This window comes from Candidatus Defluviilinea proxima, assembly GCA_016721115.1.
In the GTDB taxonomy this organism is placed as follows: Bacteria; Chloroflexota; Anaerolineae; order Anaerolineales; family Villigracilaceae; genus Defluviilinea; species Defluviilinea proxima.
This window is the reverse complement of sequence record JADKIW010000001.1, coordinates 1,697,065-1,713,296: the sequence shown is the minus strand read 5'-3', so window position 1 is coordinate 1,713,296 and position 16,232 is coordinate 1,697,065. Positions and strand designations below refer to the sequence as shown.

The 16,232-nt window shown below is 47.9% G+C and carries 11 protein-coding genes; 2 read left to right on the top strand and 9 right to left on the bottom strand.

Annotated features, from left to right (window positions below):
- Positions 1-256 precede the first annotated feature (256 nt).
- Positions 257-1,954 carry an ATP-binding cassette domain-containing protein gene (locus tag IPP66_07995; protein ID MBK9925220.1) on the bottom strand — a complete coding sequence of 566 codons (1,698 nt, stop codon included), beginning with the start codon at positions 1,952-1,954 and terminating at the stop codon, positions 257-259.
- Positions 1,955-2,062: 108 nt separating this feature from the next.
- Between IPP66_07995 and IPP66_07990 the strand changes: the two genes are divergently transcribed.
- Positions 2,063-3,118: a response regulator gene (locus IPP66_07990; protein ID MBK9925219.1), complete on the top strand. Its 1,056-nt coding sequence runs from the start codon at positions 2,063-2,065 to the stop codon at positions 3,116-3,118.
- Positions 3,119-3,170: 52 nt separating this feature from the next.
- Here IPP66_07990 and IPP66_07985 read toward each other — a convergent pair whose 3' ends face one another.
- Positions 3,171-4,337 carry a xylose isomerase gene (locus IPP66_07985; GenBank protein MBK9925218.1) on the bottom strand — a complete coding sequence of 389 codons (1,167 nt, stop codon included), beginning with the start codon at positions 4,335-4,337 and terminating at the stop codon, positions 3,171-3,173.
- A gap of 151 nt (positions 4,338-4,488) precedes the next feature.
- Between IPP66_07985 and IPP66_07980 the strand changes: the two genes are divergently transcribed.
- Positions 4,489-5,724 (top strand): ROK family protein, encoded by a 1,236-nt coding sequence (locus IPP66_07980; GenBank protein MBK9925217.1) that lies wholly within the window; start codon positions 4,489-4,491, stop codon positions 5,722-5,724.
- 77 nt (positions 5,725-5,801) lie between these two features.
- On the opposite strand, the gene IPP66_07975 is transcribed toward IPP66_07980, so the two are convergent.
- The 7 genes from IPP66_07975 to IPP66_07945 form a co-directional block, all read right to left on the bottom strand.
- Positions 5,802-7,946 (bottom strand): glycoside hydrolase family 3 C-terminal domain-containing protein, encoded by a 2,145-nt coding sequence (locus IPP66_07975; protein ID MBK9925216.1) that lies wholly within the window; start codon positions 7,944-7,946, stop codon positions 5,802-5,804.
- Between the two features lie 65 nt (positions 7,947-8,011).
- The gene (locus IPP66_07970) at positions 8,012-10,132 is read right to left on the bottom strand and encodes a hypothetical protein (protein ID MBK9925215.1); all 2,121 of its coding nucleotides are present in this window, start codon (positions 10,130-10,132) and stop codon (positions 8,012-8,014) included.
- Positions 10,133-10,227: 95 nt separating this feature from the next.
- On the bottom strand, positions 10,228-11,772 hold the full coding sequence (locus tag IPP66_07965; GenBank protein ID MBK9925214.1) for a glycoside hydrolase family 43 protein: 1,545 nt from the start codon (positions 11,770-11,772) through the stop codon (positions 10,228-10,230).
- 12 nt (positions 11,773-11,784) lie between these two features.
- The gene (locus tag IPP66_07960; protein MBK9925213.1) at positions 11,785-12,615 is read right to left on the bottom strand and encodes a carbohydrate ABC transporter permease; all 831 of its coding nucleotides are present in this window, start codon (positions 12,613-12,615) and stop codon (positions 11,785-11,787) included.
- A 10-nt stretch (positions 12,616-12,625) separates the two neighbouring features.
- The gene (locus IPP66_07955; GenBank protein MBK9925212.1) at positions 12,626-13,570 is read right to left on the bottom strand and encodes a sugar ABC transporter permease; all 945 of its coding nucleotides are present in this window, start codon (positions 13,568-13,570) and stop codon (positions 12,626-12,628) included.
- Between the two features lie 75 nt (positions 13,571-13,645).
- Complete coding sequence (locus tag IPP66_07950; protein MBK9925211.1) at positions 13,646-15,016, bottom strand: extracellular solute-binding protein; 1,371 nt, start codon at positions 15,014-15,016, stop codon at positions 13,646-13,648.
- Positions 15,017-15,198: 182 nt separating this feature from the next.
- Complete coding sequence (locus IPP66_07945; protein ID MBK9925210.1) at positions 15,199-16,221, bottom strand: LacI family DNA-binding transcriptional regulator; 1,023 nt, start codon at positions 16,219-16,221, stop codon at positions 15,199-15,201.
- Positions 16,222-16,232 lie beyond the last annotated feature (11 nt).

Genomic DNA, 16,232 nt, shown 5'->3' with positions numbered 1-16,232 from the left:
TTCACGCAAAATATCACTGCAGTTCGCGCTAACCAGTCTGTTCCATTCTTTGCAAAATCGTATAAACACGTTCAAAACACGATATCTGGCAAAAAATCATCCATATGGGTACATAGTATATTGGTTTGGTTAAGGATGTGTTAGTACCAAACCCCTTTTTTGTATATGTTTTCCCCTATTTTAAGTACGGCATCCCCCCAGCCAACAATTAAGGGAAACCCCCTTATTGTTCTTTTTTTCATCTTTTAGCTGTTCCTTAATATCTTGATCGAGATTCCTGTTGTCCCATTGTAATTGGGTAAGGGCTGGGAATTTCGATCTGCATGATTGTGCCATTTCCCTTGGAAGATTCTATATTCATGACCCCTCCTAAAAGGGCCACACGCTCACTAATCCCTACCAAGCCAAAGTGCTTGTTAACGGACAAGGACGCCAAATCAGTTGGAACAGATAACCCTAAGCCATCATCTTCCAAACGCACCAAAAGGCTGGCCGACGATGTCCATTGCAGGGACAATCTAACATGGGTAGCGGCCGCATGCTTTCGAACATTATTCAATCCCTCTTGAACAATGCGAAAAATGGATAGCTCAATGGTTTCGGGCAAGCGTCCGAGCATCGGGTCCACTTCCAACTGAACCTCAATATTGTTTCGATCAGACCACTCGTGGACAAAGGAATCGATAGCGGCAGAAAGACCATGATGATCGATGGTTGGTGGCCGCAAGTCACTACACATTTGCCTCAACTCCCCCACTAAATTCCGAATTTCTCCACGGATATCGGATAAGTTTTGCTTTAGTACCTGAGATTTTTCCATGTCCCCTATTTCCTCAAGGTTGTAACTTATCCCCAGTAGATCCTGAATTACCTGATCATGCAATTCTCTCGCAAGGACTTTACGTTCATCTTCGCGTTCGGTGATCAGGCGTCTTTGCGTAGCTTGTAAAGCAGAGTTCAACTGATCTAACGCCACAAGTTGATTGCCAAGGCGTTCCACCAATTGCTTATTCAAAGAGTTACGAGCTTCCAAACTTTCCTTCAAAGAAGCTTGGGTCCTTCGCAGTTCTTCAGATTGTCTTTGGGCAGAATGATAACTTTCCAACGCCCAGATCAAAGGTGAAACCTGCTCTTGTCGAGATGACCCTACGATCAACTCGACAATTTCGCGAGGCGTGGTCTCTGTGGTTCGTCGGTCCGCAACCAACCTGCCTTCATACAAAACAATAATCCTATCCGTCACCGCGAATAAATGCTTCAGATCATCGCTACTAACAATGATGGCTGTTCCCTCAGACGCCAGTTGTCTTATCTTGTCCAGTAATATCTTTTGCCGTTGAAAACTCAATATGGGGTAAATGTCATCCAATAGCAACAACCGGCAAGGTTTGCTCAAGATACGCAACAATACAATTACCTGTCGCTGTTCATCGGAAAGGTTATTTACTTTTTCTTCAGCCAAATCTGGGGAGAGATTAAATTCCTTCAACAATTTTCGAGCCAGGATATCCATACGTTCCTTATCAATAATCCCCAGCCCCGGAAACTTTTCAATTTCCCGCCCCAACAAAATATTTTCAGTAACGCTAAAATGCTCAACCAGCCCCGAAGTCTGTCGGGTGGCCCCGAACCCCCAATCGATGTTCATAGGAAGGCTGGTGGAAAAATCAAAACGGTTCACCAGACCAGATGTTTGATAGACCGTTTCAATTCCCATCTTTTGTGCTTGAATACGGCTTGAAAATTTTCGATCCATCCCATCAAAATAGATATTTCCAGATGAGGGAAGTGTAGCCCCGTTGAGGAGGTCAAATAAGGCCGATTTTCCTGCACCCTGACGCCCAACCAGACCGATCACCTCTCCTTTCGCCAGGGAAAAAGATACATCATTCAATACAGGCAGACGGTCAATATTCTTCGACAAATTCTTAACATGTAAGAGATCACCATCCATATGTACATTGTATCCTGATTTTTTGAACATCTTAAAATAGCGGCCTGTCATAAAACACCTCACAAAAGACACTGGTCAGTTAAGAGCTCTTGCGGCATAATCATTAATATGTCTAACATTCGCGTTCTGCTGGCTGACGACCATACCGTGGTCCGCGCTGGACTACGAAATGCCCTTGAAGTGTTGCCCGACCTTGAGATTGTAGGTGAGGTCGGGAATGGAATTGAATTAACAGAAGCTCTGGCACGCATCAAACCTGATTTGCTTGTCATGGATGCAAGCATGCCAGATTTTGAACCCATCTCAGCGGTTCAAAAAATCAAATTGGAATATCCAGATATAAAAATCCTCATTGTCAGTGCGTACGACGACGAATCCTATGTGGTGGGGTTGCTCAAAGCTGGTGCGAACGGCTACCACATGAAAGACCAGCCTCTGGCTGACTTACAACTCGCGACACAAAGAGTTTTAAACGGTAAAAAGTGGATATCCAGCAGTTTGATCGATAGGTTGATAAACCGCAACAAAACGCACACATCATCCACAAATACTCCTTGGTTAACCCGCAGGCAAAGAGAATTACTAAAGCTCATTGCCGAGGGAAGCAACAATCGTACGATTGCCTTAACTTTAGACTTGAGCGTTAAGACTGTTGAGAATCACCTCACTGCCTTATATCGCGTACTTGGTGTGGACAACAGACTTAAAGCCATGCATTACGCATTACGACATCCTGAAATCCTGGCATCTAGCGGGCACGAAGTATTGGTTGAAACAGATGCCTATCAAGTTGAGCAGTCCTTATCGGTTCTGCTTGTGGATGACAATGCCCGATACCGCCAACAACTCAAACAATTAATCGGGAAAATCCATCCATCATCGCTTTTATATGAGGCCAAAAACGCATCTGAGGCCCTGAGTTTGGGAGAACAGATCAAGCCTCAACTTGCTTTTATTGATATTGTTCTGGAAGAAGAAGATGGGATATTGTGCGCGCGTCGTTTCCGCATCATCTCGCCTCAAACACGTATCTTTATCATCAGCGCATATCCCGACCGTGAATTCCGCAAACAAGCCATGTCTGCCGGGGTAGTTGCCTTTTTAGATAAAAAGGATATTGATATGGCTTCCATGCGGGAAGTTGTTGAAGACGCACTAAGATAAACTTGCAAAACGCAGGTTGGATCCGATGATCCAACCTGCGTTATTCTATAACTTATCTCACTCCAAGCAAGACTTCAATTGTCAACTGGTCAAGACGTTCATATTTCAACCCACGTCCTGCAATCGCATTGCGATCGAAGGTTTGGGCCTTGAGAGCATTGGCTTTATCGGTGGAATATTTGCCGAAGTATTTATCCATTGAGCCATCACTGGCATTGATCTCGGCAACAATGGCTTGGATTTCCTTGTCCGCATTCCACTTGGCAGCTTTTTCCTTGAGGATCAAATAGTTGCGGATACAACCACGGGCAAAGTCCTTCACACCTTCATAGTCTTCCGTGCGATAGGCATGGGCATCGAAGTGGCGGGGGTTGTCGTATTTGTTGTCTTCAAGCATTTTCACGAGGAAGAACGCGCTCTTGATGTTGACTGCGCCAAAGCGGAAGTCCTGATCGTAGCGGCCAAAAGCTTGATCGTTCAGGTCGATATGGAACAATTTGCCCGCTTCAATTGCTTGCGCCACACCATGAACAAAGTTGAGTCCTGCCATGTGTTCGTGCGCTACTTCAGGATTGACACCAACCATTTCGGGGTTATCGAGCGTTGCAATAAATGCAAGCATGTGGCCTGTTGTGGAGTTGTAAATATCGCCACGAGGTTCGTTGGGTTTGGCTTCAAGTGCGAATTTCAAATCGTACTTTTTATCCTTCACATATTCGCAGAGGAAGTTCATCGCTTCACGGGAACGCTTGATGGAAGTGATCGGGTCTTTGGTAGCATCAGACTCGGTACCTTCACGCCCGCCCCAGAAGACGTAGGTCTTTGCGCCAAGCTCAACACCGAGGTCAATGGCATTCATGGTCTTCTGCAATGCATACGCACGGACCTTGGAATCGTTCGATGTGAAAGCTCCATCTTTGAAGATCGGTTCGCGGAACAGGTCGGTGGTTGCCATGGGCACAACAACGCCTGTATCGGCAAGTGCCTTCTTGAAGTCTTTCAGGATGGCGTCGCGTTCAGCGGGTGTAGCGTCGATCGGGATCAAATCGTTATCGTGGAAATTGACACCGTAAGCGCCAACTTCGCCGAGTAAATGGACAAGTTCTGCTGGTGTTTTACCTTCCCGTACAGCGTAGCCGAACGGGTCTGCACCACGATTGCCAACGGTCCAGAGACCGAAGGTGAACTTGTTTTCAGGTTTGGGTGTGTAGTCTGACATTGGGGGTTCTCCTAGGAATGAAGGGATGTTGTGAGAAGTACTTTATTGAAAGCTTGACACATTGGACAAACTCTTTATAATTTTAGTTTGTTGCCACAACAAACTAAGCCAGTTTTATCCAATTCAGTCATAATTGTCAAGGGTTTTCTTGATGCCAAAACAAACTACTCACCAAACAGGCGACCAGGCGCTAGTACGACAAATCAATTTGTCGCTCATTATGCATGCCTTGTGGACAGACTCCCCCATCTCGCGTGCTCGCCTCTCACAAAAAACAAAACTCAACAAAACTACTGTCTCTGATTTGATCAATGAATTGAACGAACGAGGTTTTGTACGTGAGCTAGGAACACAAACTTCTGGCACAGGACGCCCCGCTACACTTTTGACTCTTAATCCAGAAGCTGGTTATATCGTCAGTTGTGAAATTGCCGTAGGCTTTGTGGAAGTATTGGTTACAGATTTTGCTCCCAAGGCCATCTGGCAGATCAAAGAACCCGTCAAGCCGGGGACTACACAAACTGAAATTCTTGATCGTGTGATGGCATTATTACATGAGGCTGTCAACCGAGGTAAATCTTCAGCAGATAAATTGTTAGGGATTGCAGTTGGCATCCCGGGTATGGTGGATCATGTCTCCGGGAATATCTTGTTTGCGCCGAATCTAAAATGGCGCAATGTTCCTCTACTGACATTGCTGGAAAACGAATCTTTTGGTGCGCCGATCTTTGTTGACAATGAGGCCAACATGGCGGCGTTAGGCGAGCACTATTTTGGGGCGGCACAAGAATACAGTGAAATTCTTTATTTGAGCGGAAATGTAGGTTTGGGCGGCGGTTTCTTGAGCAATGGAAAATTACGCCGCGGCGCCAGTGGCATGGCGGCAGAATACGGTCACATGACAGTGGACCCACATGGCGAGCTATGCAATTGTGGTAACTACGGTTGTTGGGAAACGAAAGTCAGCCAAAATAGTCTTTATAAAAAGATCATCAATGCGGTTCAGACTGGGGAATCTAGCATTCTTGTTGCGCAAACGGAGGGACAATGGGAACGCCTATCCGTAAAAATGATCGTCGAGGCGGCTCAGGCAGGTGACCAAGTATCAATCCGTTCCCTTGAGGAAATCGGACATTCGCTAGGAATTGGTATCGCATCGCTCCTCAATGCACTGAATCCTGAGATCGTAGTGCTGGGAGGAATCTTGAGCATTGCATCTGAATTTCTTTTCCCTGTTGTCAATGAGGAGATTCAAAAACGAGCTCTGCAGTGGAACCGCGAATCCGTAAAAGTAGTGCGTGCCGCACACGGGTCCGATGCGTGCGTAAAAGGCGGGACTGCCACCGTGTATCAATCCATTCTTTCGCAAGCAAGGCTCCGTAGATAACAGGCTATTAATGAGCATAACAAAAGAGCCGCATGTTAAACATGCGGCTCTTTTGTTATATTAAGTTCAAGGACAGGTTATTTAAGTTCAAACGTCGCAATAACTGGTTTGGGCGCACCCAAATCCTGGCCACGTTTGCTGGGAGAGCACCCACCTACTTCGAGGCGGAATTCACCGGGCTCGATAGTAAGCTTGCCATCGTCATTGAAGAAGGACATCATTTCAGGTGTAACCGTGAACTTCAATGCTTTACTTTCGCCAGCTTTGAGCGTAACACGCTCGAAACCGACGAGATGATGAAGCGGGACAATGGTCGAGGCTTGGAGATCGCTCAGGTAGAACTGAGCAACTTCGGCTGAGTCTGAGGCGCCGCTGTTGGTCAGTTTAAGGCTGATGTTGAGGGAATCGCCGATGGCAAGAGTCTTCTTATCGAGTTGTAAATCCGAATATTCGAACTTGCTGTAGCTCAGGCCGAAGCCGAAGGGATAGAGCGGTTCTTCGGTCATGTAACGATAGGTGCGGCCATTCATGCTGTAATCATCGAAGGCGGGAAGCTGATCAAGGGACTTGGGGAATGTGAGCGGAAGCTTGCCAGCGGGTGAAATATCGCCGAAGAGCACATCGGCAACGGCTCGACCACCCTCCATGCCTGGATACCAAACGAAGAGGATCGCATCCACCATATCTTCGACTTCGCCAAGCGTAATGGGACTGCCACCCGTGAGCACAAGGATGATGCGTGCGCCGTGAGCGGAGAGTTCTTTGATGTAATCAATCTGACTCTGCGGTAGCGAGATGCTCTTACGGTCGCCGTTTTGATCGGAGAGAAGTGACTCCCCTTCCTCACCTTCGAGGAATGAATTGAACCCTGCGCATACGATGGCAAAATCCGCAGATTGCGCCATGCCGCCCGCCCATGTGTCTTTGACCTCGCGAGGATGCTTGATCAATGCACCAGAGGTATATTCCATGCCCATGCCTTCAGGGATACGACCTGTGAGACCTTCGAGCAGAGTGATCATCTTGTCGTTGAAACCATAGTAGTTACCAAGCAAAACTTCCATGCTGGCGGCGGTGGGACCCGTGACAAAGATCTTCTTTGTGGAAGGTTTGATCGGCAGGATGTTATCTTTGTTCTTGAGGAGAACCACAGCTTCTGTTGCAACTTTGTACGCAAGTTGACGATGGGCATCGCAAGCGACAACATCTGTTGAAATCGATGCATATGGCACTTCTTCATCGGGGTCGAACATACCAAGTTTGAAACGAGTGCCAAGCGTGCGTTCGAGGGCGCGGTCAACCAGTGATTCTGTAGTGTCACCACGTTCGATGGCGGTGGGGATTTCATTGAAGACATGATCACAGCCAAGGTCACAGCCATATTTCAAAGCCAGTGCCGCGGAATCCGCCGCATCTTCTGTGACCTTATGGTTGAGGTGGAAATCGGACAGCGCCATACAATCTGACACAACATGCCCATCAAAGCCCCATTCGCCGCGCAAGATATCATCAAGCAAAAGCTTGCTGGCACAGCAGACTTCATCGAGCGTACGATTGTAAGCGCCCATCACCGATTCGACTTTGGCATCCACCACCAATTTTTTGAAGGCGGGTAAGTACGTATCGTATAACTCACGTTTGGTCACAATGGCGTTGAACGTGTGACGATCTTTCTCTGGCCCCGAATGCACGGCGTAATGTTTGGCGCACGCCGCCGCTTTAAGATATTTGGGGTCATCGCCCTGCAAACCCTTCACGAACATCGAAGCCATTTCACCAGTAAAGAATGGGTCTTCACCCCAAGTTTCTTGTCCACGACCCCAACGAGGATCACGGAAGATGTTCACATTCGGCGACCAGTACGTCAGCCCTTGATATTGAAGGGTGTAGCCATTGCGTTTAAGAGCAGCATGATATTTGGCACGTCCCTCGTCGCTGATGGCAGTTGCTACTTTGAGGATCAACTCCTTATCCCATGTTGCCGCCATGCCAATCGCTTGCGGGAACACAGTGGCCCGTCCACTACGGGCAACGCCATGAAGCGCTTCGTTCCAATAGTTATAGGCAGGAATATTCAAGCGTGGGATGCCATGAGCAGGATGATTCATCAATCCTACTTTTTCTTCAAGGGTCATGCGCCCGATCAAATCCTTCACCCGTTCAGCAATGGGCAGGGATGTATCTAGGTATACAGGTTTTTCAGATGTTTTACTCGCACTCATACGGCGCTCCTTTGAAATAACTCCATAATTCCGCTTTCGTACAGATCAACGGACATGTAATTTTATTACTGTGTAAAACCCAAAGCACTAAACAACTTGGGGTTGGCACGCAACCAGATGGATTGTTTCGTTTCATCCTTCCAGCGTTTCAAAATATCTTCATTCAGATCAATGCGACTTTTACCGGCATTGATATAGATCACGGCCCGCACCACATCGTTGTTATCGTTCACGAATTTGATGAATGGCTCAAACCACTCTTTCCAATCTGCAGTGGAACTTGCTGTGGCTGTAACCATCACGGTCTTGAAGTGCTCACGTGCAAACGGAAGGACCGCATCCGTGCACTCACCATAGCCGACGCCAATCCAATCCACAAACTCATCGCCTGGATAAAAATCTGCAATGCTGGACTCTCCACACGATGAGGCGGATTCCCAAACGAGAGCAACGTTCATACTCCCTTTTGCCTGAATCCTCTCATGGAATTTTTTCCAAGCTGACACATACACGTCAGGCGCATATTTATTTGCAGGGTCGTTGAATCCATACCCAAGGCGCAAATAGACTGGTCGATTATAAAACATCAGTTTATCGAGCAGTGCATCGATCTTTGCATCAGCCTTGCCTTCTGCAACCGAGTCCAACATACCCTTCAAATCCACACCCACAGACAATGTACTCTTGGGGTATTTAGTTGCAAGGTAATCCAGATCTTTAATGCCACTCAATAGCAAGTTGGTATTGACCGCCACACCACCTGGAGGCGTAACAGTCTTATCAAAGTATACGTCGATACTTTTCTTATCCTGCCCAACCACTAGCAACACACGGCCTGTGGGAGGAGCAAACTTGCCAGTCACCTCAGGCTTGGGTGTCGGGAAGACTTGTCCTGCTGGGGCTGTACCAGGCTCGTAGATACGGAAGTTCCCGCTGACCTGTAACAAGCCAAGCATCATTAACAAGCCATCGTAATAACGATATGTCCCAGTTGGCACCTTTACATCCCACAACTCCTGCACAAATGGTTCACCGATCTCACGGTCAGCGGCGAGAGCGGCCACTGCATTGGTAGCAACCAATCCCTCGGAATGGACACCTGCCAGTGGTTCACCTTCCAGTGAATATTGGGCGATGTAATCATCAATCCCCTGCGATGCAAAGAACGTCAACAAGCGATTTGACTGTTCCACATGCCAGTTACTTGGGCGGAACCAAACATAGTCCATGCCCACGTTCGCTCCCACACGAAAAGAGTCATAACGGAAGGCACCATTATATTCATCGTCGACAGGTTGACCATCAAACTCTGAGTAATTTGGGGCAAGCCCAGTTTTGGGGTGAACCGATGTGGGGAGATATTGACGGCTGGCTGTGATAGCGTCCGTCCAGAAATCATTATCCTTATCTGCCCAGCGCGCCCATAGTTCATAGTAATGAGGCATATGGTATGAGGGGTCAGTGAATTGAGAATTCCTACCCAACTGTGGAACAAAAACAACCTGCTTTGCTTCAGGGTCAAAGAGGTCGGTGGCAAGGTCGCCTCGTTCTTCGTCATGGAGCGCCGTATTCAAAATGGCATTTGCCTCGGCACGATAGTTGTATATTCCCTCACCGCTCCCCCATCGTCCATCGGCGAAGAACAGAGCCATGATAAACCAGACTTCGCCGTCCGAGGCAGGATTAGCGGCAAGTTGGGTACCATCGGTGGTACAGTGCCAGGCAAAATAACCTTTGTAACCGCCGTCCTTTTGGTACATGTAGGTTTTGGCCCACTTCCAAAGACGGTCGAACTCTTCTTTCTTATTCAATTGCACGGCGATCATCATGCCGTAGGACATGCCTTCGCTACGGACATCTTCATTGGCAATATCCGAGATATACGCCATATCCGAACCGACGGGATAGTAGACTCGTTCTATATCATCATGACCATAGAAGAGTTGATCGAAAGCTGCATCGATCTTGGCTTGAATCTCCTCGTCGCTTTTGCCGAGGTACTCTTTAAATAGATTGGGATAAACGCCTGTTTCGAAGGCGCCTTTCAATGGGGCAGGCGTGGGCGTAGGAGAAACCGGTGTCGCTGTGGCAGGTGCAGGCGTAGATGGTGACCCGCAGGAGGAGAGGATAAGGGAAAGTAAAAGAATGGGGGCTAAAAAACGTTGAAGCAAGGACAAGGTCTCAATCCTAGTTGTTTATTATTTTGTTATCTACGAGGAATAGTTGTTGCGACGAAGCAATCTTCACCCCAGCATGGGGATTGCTTCGTCGCAATTACAAATCAAGAATATTCGAACCAATCGAAATCAGCGTGATTGGCGCTGGGTTGACCGTTACTACTGGCGTACATGGCAATGTATGCGCCGACAAAACCACCAGCAACGGGCGTGCTAAGGATACGACCATCTATGTTTTCAGCTAACGTGTGCCATTGACCGTTCGTTGAAAAATAAAAGTTATAGTCCTGTCCGTGTGCTGTCACTTTAAGAGTGTAACGACCAGCAGGCAGAGGTTGTGTGGCAAGCGTCTCATCTTTTCCATGTGAGCGTTTGATGAGGCGGATGACGTTTTCGTTTTCGTGTGTGACTACAAACCGAAAATGGAAATCGTTGTTTTGAATGAGGACAAGTCCCGCACACTCATTATCGGATTGCGGCGTAAAGTCAAACTCAGTTTGTGCTGTGAAGTCGATATGCTGTTGCCTGCGCCCCACAAAACTGGGGTTGCTCTGTTCGCAAAGATGTTGCGGACGCAATTTCAAGCGAAGAAAGCCAGGGCGTTCGCTGAGTGAGTAGAACTCGTCGCGAGGCGTGCGCATAAAATTCCAGTGATACGGAAGTGTTGTGTTATTGAAATCTTCACGCGCAGGCATGGCATCCCAAACTTGCTCAGGCAGATTCGGTGCCGTGTATTCAAACTCTACACGCCCTGTGCCTGGGCTAAAAATAGGAAACTCATCTTCCCAACGCACTGGCACAAGGAGCGTTTCACGTCCCAAGTTATAGTAATAGCCGCCATAGGGGCGCATCGCCAGCAGAACCGCCCACCACTCGCCATTCTGCGTTTCAACTAAATCAGCATGGCCTGCCCCAACGATTGGGTAATCGAGGCCTAAATGACGATGTGTAAGAATGGGATTCCCGCGATATGTCGCGTAAGGCCCTGCAATATTTTTACTGCGGACGATCGTTACCGAGTGATGATGTGCCGTCCCACCCTCGGCGATCATCAGGTAATACCATCCATTGATTTTATAGATATGCGGAGCTTCTGCCCACACCACACCTTTAACTGCGCCATCCCATAAGATAACTATTTCGCCAACCAACTTCATCTTTTCAAGATCAAGTTCTTGAAGAAAGATTTCCGTATGGCCTGTGTAATGCCCTTCTTCGTTCAGATGTGTGCCGACGTACCAGCATTTTCCATCATCATCAAAGAACAAAGATGGATCAATCCCATCTGCATCAAGCCAGTACGGTTCGCTCCATGGACCTTGAGGCTGGGTCGCTGTTACGACAAAGTTTCCACTCTGTGTCTTTCCATTCATCAATGTATTAATGACGTAGAACGTCCCATTGTGATAACGAATGGTCGGTGCATATAAACCGCCCGAAGGACGAACATCATCAAGATCAAGCTGGGATGGACGGTCAAGGACATGGCCGATCTGCCGCCAGTGAACCAAATCACGGCTATGGAAGATCGGCAGTCCCGGAAAATATTCGAATGTAGAAGTTACGAGATAATAATCTTCTCCAACTCTGCAAATAGAAGGGTCAGGGTAGCACCCTGAAAGGATCGGGTTTTGAAAAGTTCTCTGCATTCAAAAACTATCCTATCCTTTGACAGCGCCTGCTGTAAGACCAGCAACGATCTGACGCTCAGCGAATATATAGAAGATGATCGTGGGTAAAGCAGATAAGGCGATGAACGCAGAGACCAAAGACAGATCTGAACCGTACTGCCCCTGGAACTGCATAGTACCCAGTGGAAGTGGATAGAACTTTTCACTGTTCAACACCACAAGAGGTACAAGGAAATCGTTCCAACTGACAATCATCGTCAAAGCGGCTACTGCTGATAATGCTGGTTTCGCCAAGGGGAGCAGAATACGCCAGAAAAAGTCGAAGGTTGTACAACCATCAATATAAGCGGCATCCTGTAGTTCGGCAGGGATCGCTGTAAAGAATCCGCGCAAGATCATGATATTGCCAGAAAGCTGGAATGCGATTTGCACAACGATGACACCCCATAAGTTGTCAATCAGATTCATTTGCCGTAACACAAAGTACACTGGCAGGATGGCAACATTGATGGGGAACATCAACCCGAGGGTGAAGAGGTTGAAGGCCAACCATTTACCGCGGAAGTCCATGCGGGCGAAAACGAAGGCCGCAAGGCTGGTCACCACCACCACAGTTACTGTCACAATAACCATCACAAAGAGGCTATTGCGCAACATCTGCCAAAAGGCAGGTTGTTGCAAAATGCCAGCCATGTTTTCCCAACGCGGTGGGATGGGAGGCGTATATGGATGAGACATCAATTCACCGCGTGTTTTCAACGCACCGAATAGAAGCATTATCACCGGTACAAATACGAACACCGCCATGACGATAAGAATTGCGTATTGAAAAAATCGAGTTATGAGTTTATTTCTGGCCATGGAAATATCCTTATAGTCCGGTAAGATAATCTGGCTGGCGTGTTAGTCGCTGATAAATCAGAGAAAACGTCAGACAGAAAATAAACATGTAGATCGCCACAGCAGACCCATATCCAAGCTGGAAGCGAACAAAGCCAAAGCGATACATATAGGTCGCAAGCGTTTCACTGGCATTGACGGGCCCGCCCTTGGTCATGATCCAAACTAGAATGAATTGCTGGATCGAGCCAAGTACGGAAAGATATACGGAAGTGCGAAGCGTGCTTCCCAAAAGCGGCAAAGTGATATACCAAAAGTTCTGGAAGATGTTGGCACCATCGATGCGGCCAGCTTCTTCGATCTCTTCGGGGATGTTCTGCAAGCCGGTCATAAACAACAACATATGGAAGCCAAAATATTTCCATGTCAATGCGACAAATATGGATCCCATAACAAGGTCCGGTTTTGCAAGCCAGGTTTGTGCCGAGCCTCCGAAAAAGACTATCACCGCATTAACAAAACCGCGCTCTGGATCAGGGTTATAGATGAATAGCCACATCAGTGCTGTAATAACTTCTGACAACACATAGGGCATAAAAAAGATCGTGCGGAAAAAGACGCGCCCAGGAAGATCACGCCCCACTAACACAGCGAGTAAAAGCGATAGCGGCAGTTGGAGAGCCAAAGAAAAAACGATGATTAAGATTGCGTTCTTAAGGGCTTTCAAGAACACTTTGTCGGTCATAATGTTCTTGAAATTATCAAGCCCTACAAAGTCAACAGCAGGGCCAAAACCTTTCCAACTAAAAAAGCTGTAATATATCGATTGAATTATCGGATATACCACGAAAACCAAAAATAGAGCCACCGCAGGCAACAGGAACAGGAAGATAGTCAGGTTATCTTCAGACCTGCGTGGAGAACCTGAACCACGGCTCAATTTGAATATATTTGGAATTGAAGGGATTTGTTGCATGCGGAAACTCCTCGATCCATAGAGTATGCGGGAGTTGGGAAATCCCAACTCCCGCACTTTGTAGCTAAGCCTTACTTACTTTGATTCTGCCGCAAACGAATCTTCAATTGCCTGCGCGGCTTGTTCAGGTGTCAATGTACCAGCGAAAATACCCTGAACGCTGTCGTTCACAACTGAACCAGTGGCTGGGGGAAGAGCCTGATCGTAGTACAGTTGGAAGTATTGAGCCTCAGAGAGGGTCTTCTGGATCGTGATCAAAAACGGATCAGACATACCAGCTTCGCCACCTTTGACAACCGGGATACAGAAACCAGCTTTGGCACAAGCAACCTGGGCATCAGCAGAGGTCAACCACTTGGCAAAGTCAATCGCTTCGGGGGAAGCATTCTTACCAATGGCAATACCGTTACCGCCACCGAATGCATCAGTAGCAGCGCCAGCGCCACCTTCCACTGCGGGGAAGGGGAACCAACTTAACTTATCGCCGAGGCCTTGCTTGTCTTCACTGTTGTCTTTCTGAACGCTGGGGGCCCACTGACCCATGAGTTCCATGGCAGCCTTGCCGTTACCAACAGCGGTTCCTTCGTCACCATAGGTGGCGGCGAGGTAACCATCCTGGAAGGGCTCTAAAGCACTGAGTTCCAAGATCTTATTGCCAGCTTCAACGAAACAAGGATCTGTGAAGGAGCCGGTGCGAGCAACTGCGGCCTGGAAGCCGGCTTGTCCGCAAAGGCGGGTGGCAAGATAGGCATACCAGAAGTGACCGGGCCACTTATCGCCTTCGCCTACTGCGATCGGGGTAATGCCAGCGGCTTTGAGGGCCTTCACATCTTCGAGCAATTCAGACCATGTAGCAGGGGGAGCATCGATACCGGCCTGAGCGAACAGGTCTTTGTTGTACCAGAAACCGACCATGCCCATATCCCACGGCACGCCGTAGTTCTTGCCATCGAGTGAATACACACCCAAGGCACCGGGGGAGAAGGTATTGCGCCAAGCGCCGCCATCGGCATCCAAATCAGCGGTGATGTCTTTGAGCAAACCGGCAGTTGCGTATTCGTTCATTGCGCCGCCGCCCCAGCTCTGGAAGATGTCAGGGGGTTCACCGGACTGCATAACAGTGGTCAGCTTGGTCTTGAAGGCTTCGTTCTCCAAAACGGTGATCTCAATGGTCACGTTCGGGTTGGCAGCCATATAATCATCGGCCAATTTTGTCCAAACAGCCTTATCTTTTTCAGCTGTTGTGATGTGCCACCAAGTGACGGTGACTTTTTCAGCCGCAGCGGGAGCTTCAGTAACAGCAGGCGCTTCGGTAGCAGCAGGCGCTTCGGTCATAGCAGGCGCTTCAGTAGCAGCAGGGGCCTCTGTGGCTTTAGGCGCACAAGCAGAAAGTGCGAAAGCCGCGATCAGCAAGAGGCTTAAAAACATGGAAATCTTGCGGGACATTTTTCTTCTCCTTATTGATGTATATCATTTTCGTATGATTTGTGTAAAGAAAGCTCTTCACACAGGATTGGTCTTTTGCTCACGAATGAGACAAAGACCTGCCGCTCGATCAGTTTGTTCTGGAAACCACCTCCTCTCAGGTGAAATTTCTAATACAATAAAGATCACTGCAAAAACACAAATCAAACTGCAACCATCGCCATTGCACTACATGAACTACGAATAACCAGGCGGGTTTGCATCCTATAAGTCTCAGTTTCCAGTTTTTCACCATTAATAAGCTTCAATAACATCTGCGTCGCCACATATCCCATCTCAGAAATGAACTGATCGACTGTCGTCAGTCCCATATACCTGGATTCGGCGATATTGTCGAAGCCCGCAACCGATAAATCATCTGGGATTCGCAGTCCCATCTCCTCAGCAACCTGGAACACACCCATAGCCATCTGATCGTTGGACGAAAAAATTGCTGTAGGGGGGTTTTTAAGTCCAAGAAGTTCACGCGCGCCGTCCACACCAGTTGCAGTTGTGTAATCACCAGATGCGATCAAACTTTCATCAACAGGAATCCCCGCCTTCTCAAGGGCCGCTCGATACCCCATTAGACGACGATTTGAACTTTCCAATTCTGCACGACCACTGATATACCCAATACGCTTGTGCCCTAATCCGAGTAAATATTCCATCGTATCCAAAGCACCTTGATAGTTGGTCGCATGGACTGATGGATAATTTGGGTTACTGACAAGAGGGTCAATGGAAACGATTGGCGCGTCAATGTTAAACTCCCCAGCAACGGGCGCAACGAGAAGAACACCATCTGATATTGAATTCGTCAATAAAGAAACATACTTTTGTTCGTGAAAGGCTCGCCCGCTTTTTCTTACATCACCCGTTGTATACACCAACAGGTCAAAATCAGATTCAGCAATCGCACGGTTCACCCCTTTCATTACCTCGATTGCGAATGGATAGGCGATATCCGGCATGATCAGCCCAATTAGGTTCTTTTTCTGGCTCCGCATACTACGAGCGGCAAGGTTAGTGGTGTACCCCATATCCTCAATCACGGAAAGGATGCGGTTCTGCGTCTCACTTGCCACATCCACCTTCCCATTTAAAACACGCGAAACGGTAGAAACCGAGACACCAGCGGTTTTGGCCACATCCTGAATTGTCACCGTTCGCTTTTTCTTCCGCATACCAATTCCTA

Bases quoted from the DNA above. Each gene is read 5' to 3' on its own strand.
- IPP66_07995 (MBK9925220.1), bottom strand. From the start codon at position 1,954: ATGGATGGTGATCTCTTACATGTTAAGAATTTGTCGAAGAATATTGAC.
- IPP66_07990 (MBK9925219.1), top strand. From the start codon at position 2,063: ATGTCTAACATTCGCGTTCTGCTGGCTGACGACCATACCGTGGTCCGC.
- IPP66_07985 (MBK9925218.1), bottom strand. From the start codon at position 4,337: ATGTCAGACTACACACCCAAACCTGAAAACAAGTTCACCTTCGGTCTC.
- IPP66_07980 (MBK9925217.1), top strand. From the start codon at position 4,489: ATGCCAAAACAAACTACTCACCAAACAGGCGACCAGGCGCTAGTACGA.
- IPP66_07975 (MBK9925216.1), bottom strand. From the start codon at position 7,946: ATGAGTGCGAGTAAAACATCTGAAAAACCTGTATACCTAGATACATCC.
- IPP66_07965 (MBK9925214.1), bottom strand. From the start codon at position 11,772: ATGCAGAGAACTTTTCAAAACCCGATCCTTTCAGGGTGCTACCCTGAC.
- IPP66_07960 (MBK9925213.1), bottom strand. From the start codon at position 12,615: ATGGCCAGAAATAAACTCATAACTCGATTTTTTCAATACGCAATTCTT.
- IPP66_07955 (MBK9925212.1), bottom strand. From the start codon at position 13,570: ATGCAACAAATCCCTTCAATTCCAAATATATTCAAATTGAGCCGTGGT.
- IPP66_07950 (MBK9925211.1), bottom strand. From the start codon at position 15,016: ATGTCCCGCAAGATTTCCATGTTTTTAAGCCTCTTGCTGATCGCGGCT.
- IPP66_07945 (MBK9925210.1), bottom strand. From the start codon at position 16,221: ATGCGGAAGAAAAAGCGAACGGTGACAATTCAGGATGTGGCCAAAACC.